The 21,788-nt window shown below is 55.5% G+C and carries 18 protein-coding genes; 12 read left to right on the forward strand and 6 right to left on the reverse strand.

Annotation, left to right across the window (positions count from 1 at the left end):
- Positions 1-188: 188 nt before the first annotated feature.
- The 3 genes from ACUN0E_RS02385 to ACUN0E_RS02395 all read right to left on the reverse strand — a co-directional run bounded on the left by ACUN0E_RS02385 (position 189) and on the right by ACUN0E_RS02395 (position 3,384).
- On the reverse strand, positions 189-581 hold the full coding sequence (locus tag ACUN0E_RS02385) for a DUF4148 domain-containing protein (RefSeq protein ID WP_121113640.1): 393 nt from the start codon (positions 579-581) through the stop codon (positions 189-191).
- Complete coding sequence (locus ACUN0E_RS02390) at positions 578-2,176, reverse strand: MFS transporter (RefSeq protein WP_445570359.1); 1,599 nt, start codon at positions 2,174-2,176, stop codon at positions 578-580. The genes ACUN0E_RS02385 and ACUN0E_RS02390 overlap by 4 nt, the downstream gene beginning before the upstream one ends.
- Positions 2,177-2,457: 281 nt before the next feature.
- Positions 2,458-3,384, reverse strand: coding sequence for an AraC family transcriptional regulator (locus ACUN0E_RS02395; protein WP_121113644.1), 927 nt, complete (start codon positions 3,382-3,384; stop codon positions 2,458-2,460).
- 239 nt (positions 3,385-3,623) lie between these two features.
- On the opposite strand from ACUN0E_RS02395, the gene ACUN0E_RS02400 reads away from it, so the two are divergent.
- The 12 genes from ACUN0E_RS02400 to ACUN0E_RS02455 all read left to right on the forward strand — a co-directional run bounded on the left by ACUN0E_RS02400 (position 3,624) and on the right by ACUN0E_RS02455 (position 19,674).
- Complete coding sequence (locus ACUN0E_RS02400; RefSeq protein WP_445565509.1) at positions 3,624-4,700, forward strand: zinc-binding dehydrogenase; 1,077 nt, start codon at positions 3,624-3,626, stop codon at positions 4,698-4,700.
- 5 nt (positions 4,701-4,705) lie between these two features.
- Positions 4,706-5,077: a glyoxalase gene (locus ACUN0E_RS02405; protein ID WP_121113648.1), complete on the forward strand. Its 372-nt coding sequence runs from the start codon at positions 4,706-4,708 to the stop codon at positions 5,075-5,077.
- A 142-nt stretch (positions 5,078-5,219) separates the two neighbouring features.
- Positions 5,220-5,486 (forward strand): transposase, encoded by a 267-nt coding sequence (locus ACUN0E_RS02410; protein ID WP_445565510.1) that lies wholly within the window; start codon positions 5,220-5,222, stop codon positions 5,484-5,486.
- Positions 5,487-6,556: 1,070 nt separating this feature from the next.
- A complete protein-coding gene (locus tag ACUN0E_RS02415) occupies positions 6,557-7,426 on the forward strand; it encodes a sugar phosphate isomerase/epimerase family protein (protein ID WP_121113652.1) in 870 nt (289 codons plus the stop codon).
- Positions 7,427-7,879: 453 nt separating this feature from the next.
- The gene (locus ACUN0E_RS02420; protein WP_121113654.1) at positions 7,880-8,653 is read left to right on the forward strand and encodes a TetR/AcrR family transcriptional regulator; all 774 of its coding nucleotides are present in this window, start codon (positions 7,880-7,882) and stop codon (positions 8,651-8,653) included.
- A gap of 558 nt (positions 8,654-9,211) precedes the next feature.
- On the forward strand, positions 9,212-10,000 hold the full coding sequence (locus ACUN0E_RS02425; RefSeq protein WP_445565511.1) for an enoyl-CoA hydratase/isomerase family protein: 789 nt from the start codon (positions 9,212-9,214) through the stop codon (positions 9,998-10,000).
- 463 nt (positions 10,001-10,463) lie between these two features.
- Positions 10,464-11,342, forward strand: a complete 879-nt coding sequence (locus tag ACUN0E_RS02430; RefSeq protein WP_445565512.1) for a sugar phosphate isomerase/epimerase family protein — start codon at positions 10,464-10,466, stop codon at positions 11,340-11,342.
- Between the two features lie 604 nt (positions 11,343-11,946).
- The gene (locus ACUN0E_RS02435; protein ID WP_445565513.1) at positions 11,947-13,026 is read left to right on the forward strand and encodes an ABC transporter permease; all 1,080 of its coding nucleotides are present in this window, start codon (positions 11,947-11,949) and stop codon (positions 13,024-13,026) included.
- Between the two features lie 85 nt (positions 13,027-13,111).
- On the forward strand, positions 13,112-14,218 hold the full coding sequence (locus tag ACUN0E_RS02440; protein WP_166660475.1) for a sugar ABC transporter substrate-binding protein: 1,107 nt from the start codon (positions 13,112-13,114) through the stop codon (positions 14,216-14,218).
- A gap of 37 nt (positions 14,219-14,255) precedes the next feature.
- The gene (locus ACUN0E_RS02445; protein WP_445565514.1) at positions 14,256-15,785 is read left to right on the forward strand and encodes a sugar ABC transporter ATP-binding protein; all 1,530 of its coding nucleotides are present in this window, start codon (positions 14,256-14,258) and stop codon (positions 15,783-15,785) included.
- Positions 15,786-17,117: 1,332 nt separating this feature from the next.
- Positions 17,118-17,894 carry a glucose 1-dehydrogenase gene (locus tag ACUN0E_RS02450; RefSeq protein ID WP_445565515.1) on the forward strand — a complete coding sequence of 259 codons (777 nt, stop codon included), beginning with the start codon at positions 17,118-17,120 and terminating at the stop codon, positions 17,892-17,894.
- A 688-nt stretch (positions 17,895-18,582) separates the two neighbouring features.
- Positions 18,583-19,674 carry a porin gene (locus ACUN0E_RS02455; protein ID WP_445565516.1) on the forward strand — a complete coding sequence of 364 codons (1,092 nt, stop codon included), beginning with the start codon at positions 18,583-18,585 and terminating at the stop codon, positions 19,672-19,674.
- 90 nt (positions 19,675-19,764) lie between these two features.
- On the opposite strand, the gene ACUN0E_RS02460 is transcribed toward ACUN0E_RS02455, so the two are convergent.
- The 3 genes from ACUN0E_RS02460 to ACUN0E_RS02470 all read right to left on the reverse strand — a co-directional run bounded on the left by ACUN0E_RS02460 (position 19,765) and on the right by ACUN0E_RS02470 (position 21,482).
- Positions 19,765-20,148: a nuclear transport factor 2 family protein gene (locus tag ACUN0E_RS02460; protein ID WP_445565517.1), complete on the reverse strand. Its 384-nt coding sequence runs from the start codon at positions 20,146-20,148 to the stop codon at positions 19,765-19,767.
- Positions 20,149-20,233: 85 nt separating this feature from the next.
- Entirely contained in the window at positions 20,234-20,641 is a 408-nt protein-coding gene (locus ACUN0E_RS02465; RefSeq protein WP_121113672.1) for a nuclear transport factor 2 family protein, read from the reverse strand.
- Between the two features lie 55 nt (positions 20,642-20,696).
- On the reverse strand, positions 20,697-21,482 hold the full coding sequence (locus tag ACUN0E_RS02470) for an SDR family NAD(P)-dependent oxidoreductase (protein WP_445565518.1): 786 nt from the start codon (positions 21,480-21,482) through the stop codon (positions 20,697-20,699).
- Positions 21,483-21,788 lie beyond the last annotated feature (306 nt).

A 21,788-nucleotide genomic window follows, 5' to 3' on the forward strand; every position in this document is an offset into this window, starting at 1 on the left:
AAGCATTATTAGAACGAAAACCTTTTCGGCTCTGCTCCATCACGCAGATGAACACCTTCGTGCGCTTCCTGGCGCCGATGGCAGTACTTGAGGGTTTCTGCAATCAGGCCAGCGAACTTTTTCATAGCGCCACTGTTGATCCAAGGGGGCAACGACTTTAAGGTCTGCTGGGCATGGGACAGCCCAGCTCAAGGCTGTGTCGTACTTGGCTGGCTTACCGATGTTGACGAGAACCGTCCCGACGATTTGGCGTCCGAGGCTGTTGCCTGTGCAGAAGCAACCCTCCGCTGCGCAGCTTCCAGGCTGGCTAAGTAGTCCAGTTGATTTACGCGGGGGTCGTAGCCAGCCTGCTCGAGTTGAACGAGTTCCCGCTTGACTTGAGCTCGCGTTAGAGGGGTTTGCGAGGTTTGCGCACAGGAAGGTTTCACAACGAGGAGCGCTGCGAGAAACGGGATTGAAGAAAAGTGGGTTCCTTTGATGATTATTCTCCGAATGAGTTGGGCTTGGAATTGGAAACCGGAAGGCAGAATCGCAATACAGCCGATTTGACCTATCCGCGTATTTTCGCTCCTGACAGTCATTCCGCGGGCATTAACGGATTGAACGGGTTACCTAATTTTGTGCGCGGTACTCGACACGCTTGCCAGACGGCGATCAGCGCGATGGCCGCCGCAAATGTCAAGCCGACATGAATCGCATCAACCAAAGCATGACGGGCGGTATTGAGCAGCAACTCACCCCTCTGTCCAGCGTCGGCGACTTGCGATAGTAATGCGCGTTGCGCGGAGCGATTCACCAGAATCTGCGGGTCACCCAGGCTATTCGTCCATCGACTGGCTCCGCACTTTCCTAAGGCTAGTCGCACGCGACCGCTGTAGGCGTGACGGACGATCGTACCGATCAATGCGGTACCGACCATGCCGCCTAACATGCGAAGCGACTGTAACAGGGCAGATGCAATTCCCAGATGTTCACGGCCAGCTGCCTGCTGCGCGAATACAGTCAAGTTGGGCATAACAAAGCCAAATCCCATGCCGCCGACCAGCATGAAAGCAAGCAGGACCTGGCGTGGCATGGCAGATGTGGTGAGCGCTGAGCCAGCGCAGGAGATTGCCAGCAACGCGAAACCGACAAAAAGCATGACGTTCGGATTGGTGACTCGCGTGACGACCCGCCCGTTCAGGATGCTGCCAATGGTGATAAACACCACCAGCGGCGTGACAAAGAGACCGGAATCTTTGGGCGACATACCGAAGCCTCCCTGAAACAGTAACGGCACATACAAGAGCAGGGAAAACATCGTAAAGCCCGCAAAAATCGCAAGCTTGAACAGGCCGAACAAGCTCGCGTTACGGAACATTTCAGTGGGAAGCATGGCATAAGCACAGTTCTTTTCCCATCTGAATAGAGCGACGCCGCCCGTCATGCCGACGATCAAGAAAATGAATGAGATGGAACTCAAACCAATTCTTGATACCAACTCGACAAACAATTGCACTGCACCAAGTGTGATTGCGATGAGGGCAGCGCCCGGCCAGTCGATCCGCATACCATCATCGCGATGCTTACGTTGTCGTACATACGGCAAAAAACGCCATACGAAAAACAGCGAGAGTAAGCCGATTGGTAAATTTACATAGAACACGGATCGCCAACCATAGTATTGCGTCAGCAACCCGCCAAGGGACGGCCCAATGGCGTTGGAAATGCCAAGCGCCGAACTGAGCATCACCTGCCAGCGAAGACGAAGGACCGATGAGGGAAACAAATCGGCAACGCACGCGAATACCGTGCCGAACAACATGCCACCACCAATGCCTTGCAACGATCTTGCCACCAGCAAAAACGGCATGCTGAACGCCAGGCCGCATAGCGCAGAGGCCACTGTAAATACCGTGATGGACGCGATCACAAAAGGCTTTCGACCGTAATGATCACCTAGCCTTCCAAAGATTGGTACCGTCACAACGGTGGCCAACAAGCAGGAAGTTGCAACCCAGGCGTACAGGTCGAAGCCCTTCAACTCTGAGACGATAGTCGGGAGAGCCGTACCGACCACTGTTTGATCAAGCGCGACTAGCACGATGACAAAGCAGATGCCCAACATTGCCGTCAACGATTCGCGAAAAGGAAGTAGTTGTCCTGATGAATGATGCTTGGCGGCGTGAAGAGCCATGGCTTGTTTGATCGTCGATAAAATTGCTAAAATGGAAAGCGGACCAGCGTCCACCTCGCGAGGAACCACGCTGGCCTGCCACGCGATCCTTCACGCTGCGACGAGTCAACTCGACGCGTCATGAGGTAGATTCAATGGTTACACCGATCATGAGGTGAGTCCATAACGCATCGAACACATTTATTATTAAATCGTTCAGGAATTCGTGCCGTCATCGCATCTTGAAGTTGGTCGGCCGAGAACTGGAGCGTCGGTTAAGCGCGTAGTAACGCCAAATGCAACTAGCCCCTTCGACTCTCCGTGCGGAAGTGGCCCGGGCTTTGCCCCGTCGAGCGCTTGAACGCAATGCTGAATGCCGTATCGGAAAGGTAGCCGACGTGAGAGGCAATCTGCATCAAGGACTCTTCGGAGTGCCTGAGTGCGGCGCGCGCGAGGGTCATGCGCCACTGATAAAGGTATTCGAGAGGAGCGCTTCCGACCAGGCTTTTAAAGCGCTCTGCGAACGCCGTTCGGGACATGCCTACGGCATTCGCGAGGCTCTGCAATGTCCATCGCTCTCCGGGTTGCGTATGCATCATCGAGAGCGCACTGCCGATCTTGGGGTCCGACAGAGCGCCCAGCCAGCCTTGGGGCTGCCGCCTCGACTCGACGTAGGCGCGCAGTACATTGACCAAAACGAGCGCAGCAAGACTACTGCTGGCAACCTCGGCACCTAGATGTGACCTGGTGGTTTCCCATCTCAACAAATCCAGAACCTGTGACAGTGGATGCGATTGCAGGTCCTTTGCGCGAAGATGGATTAGGGGAGGGAGATGTCGGAGCAGAATTTCAGCAACATCGTCCTCGAACGTGAATCGCCCCCCGGCCGTGCTCACTAGTGCTTGGCCACCAACTCCCTCATAACGGACGACGCCGTCGTTGCCGCGGACGGCATTGTAGCTAGTCGGTCCATCGAGCGGGGGTAGATCTGGATCGCTGGCGGTGTAGAACGGCTGGCCGTCGGTGAGCATGTAAAAATCGCCTTCCTCCAGGACCGCCGGGGCTTTGCCGCCCTCAATCCATACGTGCAGTTGTCCAGAAAGCACACACCCAAACTTGACATGCTGATAGGGGGGAAAGCGAAAGGCCCATTTGCCGCGTCCTTCGAACCTCGAAGATAGCGCGCTACTGACGCGAAGCGTTGAGAGCACGTCGGAGAGGGTGTCCATAAATGTACGATCTATAAACAAATATGATCATTTGATTATACGTCGTGAGCCTAGGCTGCGCGATCATAACAGCATCGTTGCGACAGTTCAGTGCCAACAGTTTGTTCAGATCCGCGAGGTGTTGTGGGACTGATTAAATCCCCGCCCAAAGAAATTTGGAGGGCGGCGCGGTGCTGTCGTCGAAGAAGGGGACTGCGAGCTTTCGCGGCCCCAACTTGAATCGGAGAGGAGCGATATTTATGAAAGCCTGGCAATTAGAGCGGTTAGGAGGGGCACTGAGTCTAAACGACATTCCCATTCCAGAGCCCCGTGCCGGTGGCGTGGTCGTTCGGATCGAAGCGTCCTCGCTGATGTCCTATTTGAAGGCCTATGTCGAGGGCAAGCTGCCCATCTACAATGCGCCCCAACGGACCTTCGTTCCAGGTGGAAACGGTGTTGGAGTTGTCCATTCTGTTGGTCGCGGTATCTGGCATCTGAAGCCCGGCCAGCGCGTTGTTCTCTCTTCACACTTTGTTGCCCAGGAGAACGTGCAGGACCCGGCGCAGATTCTGATCGGCGTCACCGCGAACGGCCCGATCGCGCAGCAGGTCCAAGCAGACTGGGGTGACGGAACTCTGGCCGAGTATGCGTTATTTCCGGCTAGCGCCGTCACTCCTGCCGCGGATCTGTCCCAGTTGGACGCCACGCAACTGGCAGTGTCCATGCGCCATATCGTGCCATACGGGGGGCTGTTGCGCGGAAGGCTCGCTGCCGGCGAAACGCTGATCGTCTCCGGCGCCACCGGCGCCTATGGCACGGCAGCGGTTATCGTAGCCCTGGCAATGGGCGCGGGACGCATCATCGCCGTTGGTCGAAACGAGGCGGCCCTCGAAGCAATCGCGGCGGTCGGGCACGGTCGTGTCGTACCCATCCAATCCACGGGTGACGTTGAGGCCGATGTGGCCAAGATTCGCGCAGCGGCCGACGGCGGCGCGCACATGGCCTTCGATATGGTTGGAAATGCACGCGACCCGAACATGACGCTCGCCGCGCTACGCAGCCTTGCACGAGGAGGCCGGCTGGTGTTGATGGGCACTATGACGGCGCCTTTGCCCATCCCTTACACCGAGGTGATGCTCAACGGCTGGGAGATTATTGGCCAGTTCATGTACCCGCGGGACGCCTACCGGCGCCTTCTCGATCTAATACGTAGCGGACAACTCGATATGAATGCGATTCGCCCGCGTACGTATCCCCTGTCCGCACTTCCAGAGGCAATGAACGCGGCGACACAAACTGGCAATTTCGAATGCATCGTTATGCGACACGAGGGATAACGTCCATGCGAATACTCAATCAGGCTTTTCGTCTCTATGTCGAACCTGATCGACTGGAGAGCACCATCGCCTTCTATGAGGCAATCCAAGGAAAGACTTGCGAACGGCGGATCTCCATCGCCGAGACAGGAATCGAAGTTGCTGTCATCGGAGGCTTTATCTTGCTGGCGGGAAGCGAGCAAGCGCTCAAGCCCATCCGCGACGCGCAAGCAGTGCTAATGGTGGACTCATTGGATGGGCTTGTACCTTGGCTACAGGTAAAGGGTGCCACCATCCTTCATGAACCGCGCGAAGCGATCGGTGGGCGCAATCTTCTGGTACGCCATCCGGACGGTCTTGTCGCCGAGTATTACGAAGCGGCGAAGGTCGCCCCGTAGCACATACGCGCTGTGTGCGGAACATCGATGAATGGAGCAGACCAAGCCAGCATACTTCGACAAATGCTGCTCCGTTATCGACGTTCGCGCTGCGTATCTCAGAGTAATCGTCCAACTATCCTTATAATGAACTGGATGCAATGTGGTAGATATTCCTCTTTCTGACGAGACTTGGCAGCGCGTCAGTTACTTACTGTGCTGGGATTCGAGGGAGCGGTTTGGCCGGCGCGCACGGGATCCGCGGGACGTATTGAATGCGATTCTTTGGGTCATCACCAGTAACGAGAAGTGGCACAGGTTACCGGCGCACTTTCCGCCTGCACGGACATGCTATATCAAATGGCTCCAATGGCAACGCGTCGGCCTCATGCGCAATATACTTGAAAAGTTAGAGATTGATGAAGTCTGAACGGCGGTAGTGGCATCTCAGGCAACCGACGTGTTGCGGAAGCTCCGGTGCAGCGTGTATGCGCGCGCACTTGGCACGTGCCGCCAATCGCAGGCTGGAACAATTCCTATTAGCTGGATGTTGTCGATCTTTCAATCCACTGGGATCAACGACCTTCGAACACGCAACGTCTGTAGCCAGCGCGGTATGGGTAGCGATCGTGAGTTGCTGGAAACGATACTGGATCAGAATGCGCTCACGCCGGAGCAATACGTATTGGATAGACTGCGTCGGCCCGGGCAGCTTCTGCAACGTTCTCTTCCGTAGCCAAATCCAGTACGGCTTCTGCGCTATGAGCCGATATATGCAGAACTCCCAGCCGTTCCCGGAGAAGTAGAGGGATTGACAGACGAGCGCTCCACTGTCATTCCTGGTTACTCAGTCTAGCCAACTATTTGCAGAAATCCCCCTTGATCGATGCAGTTTCGCCGTGAGAATTTTGCTGATCGCGGCATCGATTCTTTCCTTGTCCGCTCAGCTTGCCTGTCTGCATCAGCCGGAGCGATGGCGCAAGACAGCCAGACCGCCGCCGTGATCAAAAACATCGTTTTGGTATACGGATCGTGTATGGATGCCGAAGGCTGGAAGCCGGTCTATGACTGGCCGCGTAGCTTCAGGCGCCGGCGCGTTCGATTCTAATGTCTCGGGGCGTCTATCGGCATTCGTGCAATTCTCCGCTCGCATTTTCTGCTGGTGGCGACTTAAAGCTTTCTTACGTCAGCGCCCTCGGTGCATCTGCTCCGCGATGCTTATACTTTACAAGTGGTTTGTATTGATGTCTAATGGAGCAAAGGACGAGGCGCATGAGAGGCTTGGGGAACCGAAGTTTCCAGTTCGAAGCCTCCGGTGGAAGTGTTCTTGCTGTAGCCCGCCGAGCCTGTGTGGATAGCTCATATGGGTAGGTATATAGATTATTGGTGTGCATTTCGGATCGTAAGAAATGCCAATATGACCAAACCGGGCCGTAACTCCTGCTCGAGCAACCGACCCAGTTTCTGAACCGCGAAGAAGTGCGAATTGGCAGATAACAAATGAAGCGAGACAACTTGGTTATGTGGGGCGGTAACGTCAGGGCTTTGCCACTTCTCGAACGGTTTCGTGCCACGGTGCGGGCGGGTTTCGGGGGGCTAAGCGTGACTCCGCTCGAGTACTTGGGCTGGCTTGCAGCTGGGCTATCCACTGCAGACATTCTTTCAATGGCGAAGGATCACGACGTTCGGATCGTGTCCCTTGATCCTTTGGCCAGGTGGTTGCCCAGCTGGAAGCCGCATCGACTTGACCTGTCAATCGTTCCTCTCGCGTTCGTTTCTACTAGCGAGGATGACTTCTTCCGTATCGCCGATGCACTGCAGGTCGACTCCTGCACTGCAATTTCGGCGGCTCCGCCGGGGCAAGTGACGTTGGAGAAAATGATAGAACGTTTTGCGGCGTTGTGCGATCGTGCTGCGTCGCATGGAATGCGAGTTGATCTGGAGTTTATCCCACTCGATTTGGGTATTCCCGATCTAGCAACCGCGTGGTCTATCGTGAGCGCTGCGGATCGAGCAAACGGTGGCCTGACGTTCGATTTTTGGCACTATGTGAGGAGTGGTGCGGATCAGGCTCTGTTGGAAACGATTCCCGGCCAGAAGATTACTGCTGTTCAGATCTCCGACGGTCTTCGAGAAGTGCCCGCAAGTCGTTCGCGCTACCAGGATTGCTTTCTGGATCGATTGCCGCCAGGTGAAGGGGAGTTTCCTATCGAGAGCACATTGGCCACGCTACGCGAGATCGGAGCGCTTTCACGTGTTGGGCCAGAGATTTTTTCGTCCGGACTCGACGCTATGGACGCTGACATGATCGGTGACATCTGTGGTTCATCCCTGAGATCGGCACTCGACGGCGTGGGAGTGACAGTCTAGGCGCCGATCTGCTCGCTGCTGGCGCGACAGGTCAGACTGTTGGCGATGCATCTCTCCTCGACAGGCGCGAAGAGCTACCGGACCGCCTCGGAGCCACCATCTCTTATATACTGTCCTTTTCGGCAGCGAACCTTATGGTCGTTCACGTATGGCGGACTTGTACTTGGCGCACGATGCAAGATTAGTGAAGACTGCGGAAGGCGCCGGCCACGGCAAATTCGGTAGGTAGGCAGGCGCCCTCAAGATGGTGCGGGATGTCTCCTGCACATTGTTAATTCCACCGCATGTAGGTGCGGTTTAATCCACGACGGGTTATCCTGCCGATTGGGACGCTGCGCAACCGGCATAAGCGCCATGACTGCAGTTTTCATGTCCTTCGCGCGGAGGGCCGCCGTCGACGCCGTCCCCGTTCTTCGGCAACTTTCCTTCACGATTTCGAAACTTAAAGACTAGATGGAACGAAGCAAAAACTCGAAGAAAGCGACCTTGGGAACGCGTCGTCCGACGGAACTGAAGCGTGCAGAGCAACAGCGCGCGCAGGAGACCCGGTGCGCAATCCTGAATGCGGCTCTTTCCGAATTTGCAGATAAGGGCTTCGAGGCAGCGAGCGTTCGTAGCATCGCTGATCGGATTGGGCTTCAGCACCCGCTCATAACATATCACTTTCGAACGAAAGACGATCTTTGGCGGGCGGTGGCCGAGCATGTGTTCTTGAGGATTCGCGACGAGTGGGATGCGCGTCTTTCCGACAGCGATTCTCTGACGGCCGTGGAGCGACTGCGACTGGTGTACCAAACGCTTTTTCGCTTCACAGTCGAGTATCCGGAATTCCATCGGTTCATGCGTCAGGAAGCACGGACGCACAGTGCACGGCTGCAGTGGGTTGCTGATTCGGTGTTGAGTCCCTTAATCGAATGGTTGTTGCCTCAGATTCGTGCCGCGCAAGAGCAAGGGGTGTTGCCCAACGTCGAGCCAATTATCTTTCACTATTTGCTGATTAGCCTGACCTCAACGCTTTCGGGTTTCGGTCCTGAGATGCTTGCGACAAGCCATGTTTCGCCGTCGGATCCTGCTGTTGCGGATGCTTATTGGTGTACCGTAGATGAACTGGTATTCGGCAAGGCGTTAGCTGCGCAAAAGAAAGAACGTGCACCGCAGTCTTCTGGCAAAGCATCGAACGTGACGCCGCGATCGCGCGTGATAGCCGATTCGAAGGTCAAAGGCTGACGTGTTTCGGGACACGCTTGAGGCCGAGCCCGTCGGCTCGGGCCTCCGGGACTCTTAGTCAGGCGCTGCTCGCCGAGCGCGATGCGAATGCCGCAGTTCATTACTGGGATCGCGCTACGGTACGGGCAACTCCAGCGCGGTCGCTTACCATCACTGTCGCTGCCCACGCAATGTGCCTCCGCGCTCCCAGGACTTAGCTCCTACCCCGGATTCAGCAGGTCGACGGATCGGGCAGCTCCAGTCTCGAGCATCGGCTGCGATCAGCGTCGTGCGCCGCTGAATTGTCCGAGCACGAACTTCCCAACACGCTCGACGTGAGCGCCGGTTAGCTCAATACAAACGCCAACGGACCCCGGTGCATGAGCGGTCAATGTGCCGAATCCCAGCTTGGCGCATCGAACATCGTCTCCTAGTATATTTTACTAGTGGTAAGTATAAATACCAGCTGGCGCTGGAAGTGTCGATGGGTGACATTGTTGATCAACGAAGAGCACGCGCCCACGCCGATGTGTGTGGGATGGGTGTGCGTCCGATCAATCCAACGACAGAACCCCTCCGATGAAAAGCATACGCTTTGAACGTACCGACAATATTGGCAGCATCGTGCTTGCCAATCCTCCTTACAACAGGCTCGACGTGCGCTTCGCGAACTGCCTCGAGGAGGCCGTCCGTGAAGCGAGCGAAGGTGATATCCGGGTACTGGTGGTGCGTGCGGAAGGGCCAAACTTCAGCCTTGGCGGAGAGGTGCGGGAATGGCCAGGAAGGGACGCCAACTGGTTTCGTACCTTTGTCGCGAAAGTCAACAGTTCGTATCGGGCAATCGAAGCACTGCGCGTCCCGACGGTCGCGATAGTGCAGGGCGCTGCATTCGGGGGTGGTTTCGAGCTTGCCTTGAGTTGCGACTTCATTGTTACCGCCGATGACTCGATATTCCGCTGTGTCGAGGTCACGACCGCAATGCTGCCTCTTGCAGGTGCCCTGCAGCGCCTCGCTGAGCGCGTTGGACGCGGCCGCGCCTCGCGTTTTGTCATGCTAGGTGAGCCGATATCTGGCACGCAGGCGGCCAAGCTCGGAATTGCAACACACGTAGCGTCGATGGATTCTCTTTCCCGTGTTGCCGGAGAGTTGATTTCAAAGCTCGTGAATGGTCCGACAATGTCGTTCGCAACGACGCGTACGCTGCTCAAAGCATGGTCGAGCGGTGGGGCCGCGGGAGCTGACTCCAGCATGCTTGATATCTGCATCGATCTGTACGGCAGCGACGACGCAACTCGCGGATTTCTTAACACGGCAGCGGCGTTCGATATTGATGCAGTGCCGCCGGATATCTCATTTCACGGCAAGTAAGACAAGCAAGTCTACGTTGCCGTTGATTGGCTCGCGTGAAAGACGGCGATGCAGAGACGAGCGAATTTCGGGCAATCGTGCCGGCAGCGTCGGCGAGTCCCGTTGCCGCGCACTATAGATCATGCATCCACGGGCTCGTTTGGCCGCACGTGGCGGCTGGATGCACCCTCCACACCCACGGATATCGTGACGGTACAGCAGGATATCGACGGCGTAATCGAAGTTGTTCTTTCATCACCTCGGCAGAAGATCGTCACACGCTTGTCACGCTCATCTTGATGGCTCGGTACAAGTTCCTCGCCAGCAACGTAGGGTCAGGTGTCAGGTCTCAATTGAACGTGGACCGGCAACAGCGGAATGGCGATTTGGTCGTCGCGTATGACTCCGGGTTGTCGGCGATTCCGTAACGCTTTCATATTGTCGGGTCACGCCTGACGAGTTCAAAGACTTGGGAGAGAGTTTGATGAACCATATCGAAGATCTGGTGTTCTGGTCGGCCTGCGTCCGCTTAAAACCCTTTCGAGAGCACGTCGAGGCCGCCGCTGCCGGCGGCTTTACCAGCATGTCGATTGCCCCCGATACCTATCGAGATGCGCGCAAAGCCGGAATGAGTGGCTTAGAGATCCGCAATCTCGCTGAGGAGGCGGGCGTGCCAATCCGGCACTTCGACACGTTGAGCAGCTGGGCGCCGATTCGCGTGCCACCAAACGCCTCGCGCGAAATGCGGGAACGATTCGACGTCTCCATGGATGAAGCACTCGACATCTGTGCCGAGCTGGACATATCGACTATCCTCGCTGTGGCCGGATATCCGCCCGGCTCGATTCCACATGATGTGCTCGTCGAAGGCTTCGCCGATCTTTGCGATCGCGTCGCAGCGGCAGGTGTGTGGGTCGACCTTGAATTCATGCCTATCCTGGGACTCCCGACCCTCGAAGCCGCGTGGTCGATTGTCAGCGAGGCGGCACGTCCGAATTCGGGGGTGCTTGTCGATACGTGGCACTTCGTCAAGGGCGGCTCGTCACTGGAAACACTGAAGAAGATCGATTCTCGATATCTTCGCTCGATGCAACTTTCCGACGGCTTCATTGCGATGCGTGGGGAGGATCTTGTCGATGACATGCTGTCGTGGCGGGAATTTCCCGGTGAGGGGCAACTGAACGTTCTACAGACGCTAAACGCCGTAGAGGCAGCTGGTAGTTTGACGCGTATCGGATGCGAGGTGTTTTCGCACAGGGCCAATGCGATGACCGCGCGCAAGGCGGGTACGCGCAGCGGGACGACCACTCGCCGTATCTTGGTTGAGGCGGGGCTCGACGTCCACGGCCGGACGGACCGATGAGAAGCTGCAATAACCCGCTGACCAAAGAATTCGAGTTGGGTGCTGTGCCACCCGGACACAGCTGATCACGGCGATAAAGATGGATTGTGCTCTGCCATGGCGAGGCAACTATTGCAGAGGACGTCCGGGACTTATGTCGTGATCGAGCGGACGACTGCGTAACGTCCCGCAGCATCAGGATGCGACAGCTACCAGGGTAAGCGAGATGCACTTTCCAGCGCTCTTTTCGCGCCATATACTTTACACATGGTTAGTATTGTTGTTTAATGAAGCGAAGATGACGTGGGGTTGATCGGGAACAGGTTGATTCCTATGCGCTTAAGTGGAAGACCTTGATGGAGAGCGCACGCGCCGCATGTCACGAGAAGCCGGTCAATGTGCGCAGCGGTTGGGTTCAGGCTGCTGAAATTCATGTTTAACAATTTGCAGTGCGTATTAAATTGGAAGATTTAGATCCATGGTCAGAGCGATCGTCCCGGTAAGCGACGAACACACTATCTGTGTCGACGTACATTCGGATGCAGACATGGTTCACTGATCTGCGTAAGAAACACCTAGTCATTCATTTGTTGATGTGTGGGTTGAACGATACCAGGAGACAAGCATGAGCGGACATTCGTCTGCCGAACGCTCGGGAGCAGTGCCGAGCGCAATGGCCAACGCGCCGGAAGGTGCGAATCCCGCGCAAGGTCAGCACGAATATGGAGTGGGTAGTGATACTACATTACGTGCTCGCTGGCAGAGATTCGAAGAAAGAGGGCTGGTCATGACGTTGGCTGCAATGGTTTTGTGCATCGGGATTCCAAACCATGCTTTCTTTAACCTCGCATCAATCGTTAGCATCCTACGGCAGGCCTCACTTGTCACGATCATTTCATTTGGCATGGTCTTTATGATTTCAATGATCGAGTTGGATCTGTCGGTTGGCGGAATCTATGCGATGGCGACGACAATCAGCGCGATACTGATAAAGTCGTCGGGACTTGATCCATGGATGGCGGTACTCATCGCCCTTGGTGTATCAACACTACTCGGGGCCACAAATGGAATCATTGCGAACCTGATTCAGGTGCCGGTGATTATTGTTTCACTTGGTTCACTGCCGCTGTTTGTCGGCATCACCCTGACTATCTCGAATGCACAACCCATCATCGGAATGCCGGAAGGTCACACCTTTTTCCGGTTGTTCGGAAACGACTGGTTTGGACTTCCTGCTGCCTTCTGGACAATGGTCGCCGTTGGAATTGTCCTTCATGTCGTGTTTATTCATTCTCGCTTCGGAACAGCCGTGCGTGCTGTCGGCTCCAACACCCAGGCGGCGTTTTTCACTGGTATTCGGGTCTCGCGGGTCCGCGTAAGCGTCACCGCGCTGGTTGGTCTGCTTTCGGGTCTTTCTGGTGTACTGACCTTGGCATTCTTTAAGTCAACTGACCCGACTGTCGGGCACGGTTTGGAACTTCAGGTCATCGCTGCCGCGGTCATCGGGGGTACATCCCTGGCCGGTGGATCGGGAACGATGCTGGGCGCGGTTCTTGGTGTGTTGATCATTTCGACGATCAACAGTGGCATCGTGTTCTTTGGAATCGACTCAAATTATGCTGAGCTCATCACGGGACTTGTGATTCTGGTCGCCATCTCGCTGGATCGGGTACTCAAGCGGAAACGCGGCGCGGCAGCTCCGTAGCATTGAGATTGACATGCCGATTCCAATTCAGTGGTTTCGGTTGGATCGATGTTGCTTCATAAAACCAATACCAGGAGACGAGATTATGAGAATCAAAGTGTGGTGCCGATCGGTTTCGTCTATCTTTCGATCGTTGGCGATCGCTGCTTGCGCGACTGCATTGCTCGCAGTCGGAGGTCTGGCGCGCGCGGCCGAAGCCAAGAAATCCGTCACTATTTCGGTGGTGCTGGCATTTAACTCAATGGAGTGGTCGACGCAGGTGCGTGAAGGTGCAGAGGTCGCTGCCGCCCAGTTTGGCGGAAAGGTCCGTTTAAAGGTGGTTGGACCGGCGGAGTATGATCCGGCCAAACAAGTGCAGATGTTCCAAAGCGAGCTTCAGACCGGTAGCGACGGCATCGTGATCGTGGATGTATCGCAGGCCTATTTTGTTGAACCGGCCAAACAGGCCCAAGGTCAAGGCGTCGGGATTGCCTGGATGAGCGATCCACCGGCTGCAACCGTGAAGTCGGCGTTGTTCATCGGACAACATCAGTTCGTCATGGCCGAAAAAGCCGGCGAAGTTGTTGCGAAAGACATTCTTGCGCGATCAGGGAAACCGGCGTCGCAGATTTCGGGCGAGGTCATCACGGGAGCATGTGCACGTGGCATCGGAACGCTGGATGCCGATTTGGCGGGTTTTAAGCACGCCATTCACACCCAGTTACCCAATGTGGCGTTCCCGGCGACATTCGACAGCAAGATTGACCGTTCGCAAAACTACTCAGCGTGGTCACAAGCAGTCCAGGCGCATCCTGACGCGCTGGCCTATATGGACGCCTGTGAGTATGGTAACGAAAACATCGCCAAGATCATTAGTGACCAGAAGCGCGGCGTTCCGGTCATTTCGCTGAACGACGCTGTGGAAATTCTCGACGATATTAAAGGGCGCAAGATTCTGGCTGCGTTTCCGCAAAACAATTTCGTTAGTGGGTTCATGACTGTTTATCAGTTGGCCTCACATCTGTTGGCCGGTCAACCAATGCCAACGGGCTGGTTCGAGGCACCGGTCGAGCGGATCGACGCGTCTAACGTTGATGCTGTTATCGCAGCCCACAAGGACAAGGACAGTGAATACCGCTACTACAAGCCAGTGCTCGATCAGTTGATCAAGAATCCACCTCAGCTTCAGCCGCTCGAGAAATGGTATCACTAGGTCATAACCGACTATCCACTTGCAACCGGAGGAACGGATGACTGTCATCATGTCTTTGCAAGGAATCAGCAAGAGGTTCGGCGCGAACTGTGCGCTCAACCAGGTAGATTTCGACGTGGTTCGGGGGGAAGTCAAGGGCCTGGTCGGAGCAAATGGAGCTGGCAAGTCGACACTCCTCAAAATTCTGGCGGGCGCGATGCAAGCAGACGAAGGGGCGTTGCGTCTGGATGGTACTGAGGTTTCACTTTCGTCAGTGGCCGACGCGGGGAGGCAGGGAATCGCCATCGTGTCTCAGGAGTTGTCCCTCTTTCCCGCGTTGTCAGTGATGGAGAACCTATGGATGACCGGCAGTCGCGAGAAGCGCACAGAAAGAGCTCATCGAAGCTCACAGATGATGAGGTCACTAGGATTAGCGGCACCGTTGGCTACAAAGGTTGACAGCCTGTCGCTCGCCGACAGGCAACTGGTTGAGATTGCGAGAGCCTTGCTGCAGAGGCCGCGTGTGTTAATTCTCGATGAACCCACATCAGCACTTGGCAAAAACGAAGTAGACCGGCTGCATGGAGTAATTCGCAAACTGAGGGACGAAGGGGTCGGCATTGTCTATGTGTCTCACTTTCTCGAAGAGCTGCTTGATATCGCCGATAGCCTGGTAGTATTGCGCGATGGAAAGCGCGTACCAGCAACGTTCAATCCCTGCGTCGCGCGTTTGCCAGACGTTGTCGAGGCAATGCTCGGATCCGCGAAAGGGGTTCCCTGTAGCACAAACGTAGCATTGGATTCTGTCGGCACACCTCTGGGGTGCGAAGTCCGCAAGGAACGCCAGACAAATCGTTATCTGCCGCTCGAGCTAAGCAAGGTGCGCGGTCGAGGCAATCTGAATATCGACTCTCTTCGGGCCGATCCCGGTGAGATTGTGGGCGTGACAGGTCTGGCCGGGGCCGGAGTGGAGGAGTTGTTCGCCATCCTGTTCGGGCTTTCCAAGCCGGCGTCCGGGCATATTACCTATCCCTCCGGTCGAACCAACGTCACGTCGCCGTCGAATGCGGTGCACGCCGGAGTGGCGTTCATTCCGTCGGATCGGAAGCGCTTGGGTTTGATGCTTGGCCGCAGCATTTCGGACAATACAGTCAGTGTTCGATCACTTGTGCAAAGACGCGATGGTTTGCTCCTCTCTGCGCGCCGGCTGCGTGCGGCAGCAGAGCAGCGCTGCCGGTCAATCGGTGTCAAGGCAGACTCTGTCCAGCAACGGGTGGATGAGCTCTCAGGTGGCAATCAACAGAAGGTGGTTTTCGCGAAGTGGATAGAGACGGATCCTTCTCTGGTAATCCTTGATGACCCGACGCGTGGTGTCGACATTGGCGCCAAGATTGAAATGTACCGGATTGTTCAATCGCTGGCCAACGAGGGACGTGTGGTGCTGCTATATTCCAGCGATCCTGCAGAGATTCTGGAGCTGGCAGACAGGATTATCGTGTTCGCTCGCGGACGGGTCGTGACGACGCTACCTTCCGCGGGCCTGACCGAGAATCGTCTTGTTGAGGCGATGAACCAGAGCTATGTTTAAATGCGATCGATCGGAGGTCGTGTGACGACGACGGTTGGTCGTCACACGGTTCGCGCCGTCGTTTAGTCGGCATCCAGCTTTTTGGCATCCGCACCAAATGGCGTATAAGACGTTGAAGAATGTTATCCCTAAACGTCACGCATTGCCCCTCATGTGATCGAGGATCATCCAATCGACTCTCCCGATTTCAAGTGAAGCCCTGCACCACCATGTTCGATTCAATCATCGGTATCTTCCTGTCCAGATAGCTATCTCAAGTGACGGAGGGATAGGAACCCATTGTCAGACCTGGGGATTCACGCGGGAATACGGACCACGTCCCGTCATAGTGTCGAAAGAAGAGGATTGAAATCGGGCCTTCGCGTCGGATTACCTCAACGCGTACACACTTTCCCGGATCGAAGCGTGTGTGGATCAATCGCGTCACGTGGACCGGCGTGGTGTCGGCCGGTGAAAGCCATTTCTCGACCAACTGCCTCAGGGATTTGTGTTCAGAATTCATATCGATTTTCTCCTGCGTCGTACCTGTTCACTCAACAACTCGGGCGCTTGGGTACGCAATGAGTTTGGTCAAACCGAATACCGCCGTAGCGTATTTTTGACCGCAAAAATTTGAGAACCTGCCGGTCATCGTTTCCTGATCTGACCCACTAATTCTGGCTTTACTCCATCACGGCACCTTTGACTAGTCCGCGGCGCGTGTAATCGGTCGATGCCTTGCTCATCTGAATCTGCGGACCGCAAGTAGACGCTCATGTCCGTTGATCCGGCAACTGTGCAGTGATGGTCCGGCCAACTCGCGTGCAGGTCAGATCTGCCTGTCACTGCGCTGCGTTGTCGCGACAAACGTCCAGTCCGGATTGGGTTTGCCTGATGCGCGTTTACTCTTCTTGACTCCTCGGTTTATTAGATTTACCGTATGTAAAGTATAGTGCGGCAGGCAAGAAACTTCAAGGTGTCGCGACGCTGTTTCAACCTTGATCGCTGGATGGATCAAGGAGGGAGGGCGGGGGACTGTTGCTTCGTCACCCGCCTTTGCTTGTCAATTCGTCGGGGTGGAAGGCTATCCATCAGTGAAACGGAGAAATTTGTTCTGCTAGATGCGTGTCAGAAATCCCCATGACCAGAGATAGATAGGATGTCATTTATTTTGTAGACCTATTCGATTGGAGAGTCTTCGTAAGGTCGTTGATCGCGGATGCGCGCAAAAAAGTCTGGAATCGGAAAATCGAACAAACAATCCTCCGACCATGACCGTGCACAGGGTCGATTTCCAAACGGCAAGAATGACTTAATCGTCTGCCAAATTTACACACATAGTGGAGAGAAGATATGGCGCAAACGCAAACGCAAACGCAAACGCTGACGGGAAAGGTTGCGATCGTTACTGGCGCGGCCCAAGGGCTGGGCGAAGCGCAGGCCCGCTGGTTCGCCGAGCATGGTGCGATAGTTGTTGTAACGGACCAAAACGAGCCGGCAGGTCAAGCCGTTGCGAAATCCTTGGAAAGGACGCCTGGTGGTGCGGTGTTCGTTCACCATGATGTTGCGAGCGAAGATGATTGGAAGAATGTCGTCCAGTCAGCCGTCGAGCGGTTTGGGAAGGTCGACGTACTCGTTAACAATGCGGGAATCGTAGAGATCGCCCTGATCAGTGAGATGTCGCTTGATCGTTTCAGCCACGTTCTGGATGTCAACGTAAAGAGCGTATTTCTTGGATGTAAAACCGTTCTACCGGCGATGCGCATCGCGGGTGGCGGCTCGATCGTGAATATGTCGTCGATACAGGGAATGATCTCTAGCTTTGCAGGATTTGGCAGCTATTCCGCGTCAAAGGGTGCGGTTCGATTGCTCACAAAGGCGGCCGCAGTCGAATACGTTCAGTACAACATCCGGGTCAACTCCGTCCATCCTGGAGGTATCGCTACACCTCTGACGCAACCCTATCTGGACGATCCAGACAAGCGTTGGATGATAACTGGGCGGACACCGATGGGTCGCGCGGGACGGCCAGACGAAGTCGCGGCGGCGGTCGGATTTCTTGCCTCTGACGAGTCGTCTTATATGACCGGCTCTGAGCTCGTATTGGATGGCGGTTGGCTGGCCTGTTAAAGGGGTGGAAGGAAGGATTGAGTTGTGGTGATCGGTCGATTCGATTGAGACATTGGCCCTTTCCGGCTGGCGAAAAATTCTGAAAGGTTCGGGCTGGCGTCGACCATGAGTCTGCGCGGCGTTCGCCTGCCGCATGCGCCGTGACAGCGAGGCATGCTTGCCCACAATACAAGTCACGTTCCTACGTTGTGCCTAGATCGTCTGGACGTTCGTGTTGCACTCCTGTTCGAAGGTGATATGCATGTTCCGACGGTCAATCTCTTTGCACGAGGACCAGTATGAGGGTGAGGCCGTTGGTGATCTAGCAATGCTGCTCTCGCTATATGCGTCGGGCACACAATCTTGTCGCCGACTGGGGGTCTCGGCCGCACTACACGGTATTTTTCGCCACATTCCGTTCGTTTCTATATTGCACAGATGGTAAGTATAAATACCGGGTAGCAAATGAACCGTGGTTGCGCGAAAGTGGTCGTCAACGGAGTTATGGCGTGACGTAATTGGCGATGGCGATGATTCGCCGTTTTGGTTGCATCATCAATAAAGCTAATTTTTTCGACCATCTCGAAGTCACGACGGTACGAAATTCTGTCAATCGCTGCATCAGCTGACGAATAAAAGCAATGTACGTATTACCTTAAATTGGTTAGTAATACATATAATTGTAGAAATGTGAAAAAGGAGAAGGAGGATGAGACGAAGGGGCAATGGAAAGATTGGTTTGCACGGTTCAGTCGCTCTCGCGTTGTTCGTGGGATTGACGAGCTGCGTTTATGCGCAAGGAAATTTGACGCTGTATGGAATAATGGATGATTCATTATCCTATGTAAGCAAAACATTGAATTCATCGACGGGCCGAGACGCGGGGCATCAAATCGCGATGGTCGATGGTCAGATGTTTGGGTCACGATTTGGTATGACGGGTGTTGAGGATTTGGGGGGAGAGACCCATGTATCGTTCAAACTTGAGAGTGGCATTAACATCGCAAATGGTAGTATCGGCAACTCGAATGGGAACCTCTTTGGCCGGCAGGCGTGGCTACAGGTAGACGGCAACTTCGGCTCGGTCACAGCGGGCGTGCAATTCTCACCGTTCGTCTTGGCGCTAATCGAGTCGGATGCGCGAGGCGCGTCTAATTTTGGATCCCTGGCACCGATTTACGTTGGCAGTGTTCTCACGACCGGGTTGTTCAACTCCAACGCGATTACTTACGCGAGTCCGACTTTTGCCGGATTGCAAGGAAGTGTCATGCTCGCCCTCGGTGGAGAAGCGGGCAACTTCCGGGCCGCAAGGCAGTACTCGGGAAGCTTGACCTATGATCGGAACGGTGTCTTCGCTAACGCGGCTTTCTATAGCGGGAACGCGGGGGATGCGACTACCTCCGCTCCAGCATCCTCGACAGTAGCTTTCGCGGGACGCACCATTTCTGCCGGGTATAAATTCAGCAATTTGACATTGAGGGCGGTGTTCGTCGATTTTAAGATCGCGGGATCCTTCGATAGCCGCGTATATGGAGGGGGGGTAAGTTATGCTGCGACACCTGCGCTAACCGTTGACGCCGGCGCGTGGCTTACTCGGGACGGGAACAACTCGAACAACCATTCGATCCTGGCCGCTACCGGTGTGCGGTATTCGCTATCGAAGCGGACTATGCTGTATACGCAGTTCGGTTACGTAAGCAATAGCGGAAAGATGGATACTGGCTTTTCGTCCGATGGACCGTTGTATGAGGCGCCCGGAGGAACTTTCGGAGCGAACGTCGGGATAACCCACACGTTTTAACGGTGGATGGGCCGATGCCGACTGTGGGAGACGTACGATGGTGCGCCGCCCTGCTCGGGTAGCGCGGTAAGGGCCCACACGTCCACGTTGCTAGCGATTGCCAGGATCGATCGGATGTCCGTCTATAAACGCGTATAGCTCGACAAGTCTGCCGTCACGTGTGACCGCTATATCGACGCCCGTCACGGCCGTCCGATTATCTGCAGGGCCATACCCCCATGCGAGACGCCCGATTCCATGCATCGCCTCAGCCGGCCCGCGCTCGATAAAGTCGAAACCGGGAAATCGTGCCTGTAGCTCGGCAACCTTGCGATCGATGGCGGCAAATCCGACATGCCGACCGTCAGGATCGACGAAGACGCCGTCCGGCAGCCAGATGGTTTCCAGTTCCTTCATTCGTGCCGAAGAATCTCGCTCAGCGAAGATGGCGAGCAGGTTTCGAGTCAGAAGTTCATTCACCGAAAAACGCATCATAGATTCCTTGGGGTGGTCGAGGACCGGCTCGAACCGTAGTCCGCATGCACACACGCTCGTGTATGTTAAAAGTTGGTGTTACGCGTTAGCGTCGGGCAGCCATCGACACGGCGAAGCTGTCTTCCAGCATCAGGAAGCTTGCGATCTTCGCACCGGAGAACGTCAGGACGATTGCAAATGCGCTATCGATCAGTTTTCCAGTGGCGTTGACCCGTGATTGCACGTCGCCAAAAATGACGGCCCGATTGTCGTTCGCGAGAACATCCTTGATGTCGAAACTGACACTCTCGATCATGATTTGAGTGTCGCGAACGAAATCCGAAATTGCTTCGCGTCCCGTCTTGTGACCGATCCAGGGCAGCACACCTGAGTCGCCCGGAATATTCCAGTCGAGATCGGGTGCGCATAACGAAGCAATCTCATCTGGGCTGGCGCCCGAACGCAGTTTGTCAAGGAACTGTTGTGCGAGGCGAAGGTTTCCGTGAGAGTCCATGGTGTTTGTTCTCCCTTTGTCGCGCCCACTTTCGGGCGAGCGCGACGCCGAATGATCAGACTTGCGCGAGTCCGCCGTCAACGAACAGCTCGATACCCGTTACGAAACTGGCGTCGTCGGAGGCGAGGAAGGAAACTGCTTTTGCGATCTCGTCGGTGGTGCCAACCCTGCCAAGCGGAGTCGTCCCGGAAACTTCCTTGCAATACCCGTCGATTTGCTCATCGGTCATCTTGAGTTCGGTCTTGTAGGCAGGCGTGATGACGACCCCAGGGGCGACCACATTGACGCGGATATCACGGCCTTTGAGATCGGATGCCCAGGTGCGCGCGAACGACCGCAAGGCCGCCTTGGTAGCGGCATATACACCGAATGCGGGGATGCCTTGTATCGATGAGATCGATCCTGTGATCACGATCGCGCTCCCCGCAGGCATGAATGGCAGTGCGCTTTGCACTGTCAGCAATGTACCTTTCATATTGATGCCGACGTATTTGTCGAATTGCGCTTCGGTGATCTCGCCAAGCGGAGCGAATTCGCCGCCGCCAGCGTTGGCAAAGAGGATGTCGATTTTTTGGCGATCTGCTGTCACGGCCTTGACAATGCGTTCAAGATCGGACGCAGAAGAGATGTCGCCGCGGATCGCACGTGCGCCATGGCCGATTTCCGATACCGCCGCATCCAGCTCCGCCTGGCGTCGCCCGGTGATGAACACTGTGGCGCCTTCGAGCGCGAGGCGCTTGGCGGTGGCTAGGCCGATACCAGTGCTGCCACCGGTAACGAGCGCTACCTTGCCGGCGTGTTTCGTTGAATGGATGTTCGAGTAGAGAGAAGCAGACATCATTGGTCTCCTTTTGACCTTGATCAAGGACTCCAGCTTAGTAAAAACACATCGACAGATAAAGATGCTTTCTGTAGTTTCTTTGTGCACAGACGTGCATAATCGACGTGCAAACCGTCGTCCCGCGTATGCGACTCTTTCTTCAGAAGTTTGGCGCCTCGGTAGCGTCGGCCCACCACCCGCAGTATCTCGCTGCAAATAGTGGCTTGCTGACCAGGTCGGTGCCGCTATCCGTTGCGCCCATGGCTGCGCGAATGGGTAAGCGTCGCTGTCCCAGTGTCCTCGGCCCAGCGATCATTAGAGAGGTGA

It is taken from the genome of Paraburkholderia sp. D1E, assembly GCF_052682275.1.

What these genes read in the sequence shown, in the direction of transcription:
- ACUN0E_RS02435 (WP_445565513.1), top strand. Translation starts at nt 11,947, where the DNA reads ATGAGCGGACATTCGTCTGCCGAACGCTCGGGAGCAGTGCCGAGCGCA.
- ACUN0E_RS02455 (WP_445565516.1), top strand. Translation starts at nt 18,583, where the DNA reads ATGAGACGAAGGGGCAATGGAAAGATTGGTTTGCACGGTTCAGTCGCT.
- ACUN0E_RS02415 (WP_121113652.1), top strand. Translation starts at nt 6,557, where the DNA reads ATGAAGCGAGACAACTTGGTTATGTGGGGCGGTAACGTCAGGGCTTTG.
- ACUN0E_RS02430 (WP_445565512.1), top strand. Translation starts at nt 10,464, where the DNA reads ATGAACCATATCGAAGATCTGGTGTTCTGGTCGGCCTGCGTCCGCTTA.
- ACUN0E_RS02405 (WP_121113648.1), top strand. Translation starts at nt 4,706, where the DNA reads ATGCGAATACTCAATCAGGCTTTTCGTCTCTATGTCGAACCTGATCGA.
- ACUN0E_RS02390 (WP_445570359.1), bottom strand. Translation starts at nt 2,176, where the DNA reads ATGGCTCTTCACGCCGCCAAGCATCATTCATCAGGACAACTACTTCCT.
- ACUN0E_RS02420 (WP_121113654.1), top strand. Translation starts at nt 7,880, where the DNA reads ATGGAACGAAGCAAAAACTCGAAGAAAGCGACCTTGGGAACGCGTCGT.
- ACUN0E_RS02440 (WP_166660475.1), top strand. Translation starts at nt 13,112, where the DNA reads ATGAGAATCAAAGTGTGGTGCCGATCGGTTTCGTCTATCTTTCGATCG.
- ACUN0E_RS02385 (WP_121113640.1), bottom strand. Translation starts at nt 581, where the DNA reads ATGACTGTCAGGAGCGAAAATACGCGGATAGGTCAAATCGGCTGTATT.
- ACUN0E_RS02470 (WP_445565518.1), bottom strand. Translation starts at nt 21,482, where the DNA reads ATGATGTCTGCTTCTCTCTACTCGAACATCCATTCAACGAAACACGCC.
- ACUN0E_RS02450 (WP_445565515.1), top strand. Translation starts at nt 17,118, where the DNA reads ATGGCGCAAACGCAAACGCAAACGCAAACGCTGACGGGAAAGGTTGCG.
- ACUN0E_RS02465 (WP_121113672.1), bottom strand. Translation starts at nt 20,641, where the DNA reads ATGGACTCTCACGGAAACCTTCGCCTCGCACAACAGTTCCTTGACAAA.
- ACUN0E_RS02445 (WP_445565514.1), top strand. Translation starts at nt 14,256, where the DNA reads ATGACTGTCATCATGTCTTTGCAAGGAATCAGCAAGAGGTTCGGCGCG.
- ACUN0E_RS02425 (WP_445565511.1), top strand. Translation starts at nt 9,212, where the DNA reads ATGAAAAGCATACGCTTTGAACGTACCGACAATATTGGCAGCATCGTG.
- ACUN0E_RS02460 (WP_445565517.1), bottom strand. Translation starts at nt 20,148, where the DNA reads ATGATGCGTTTTTCGGTGAATGAACTTCTGACTCGAAACCTGCTCGCC.
- ACUN0E_RS02395 (WP_121113644.1), bottom strand. Translation starts at nt 3,384, where the DNA reads ATGGACACCCTCTCCGACGTGCTCTCAACGCTTCGCGTCAGTAGCGCG.
- ACUN0E_RS02400 (WP_445565509.1), top strand. Translation starts at nt 3,624, where the DNA reads ATGAAAGCCTGGCAATTAGAGCGGTTAGGAGGGGCACTGAGTCTAAAC.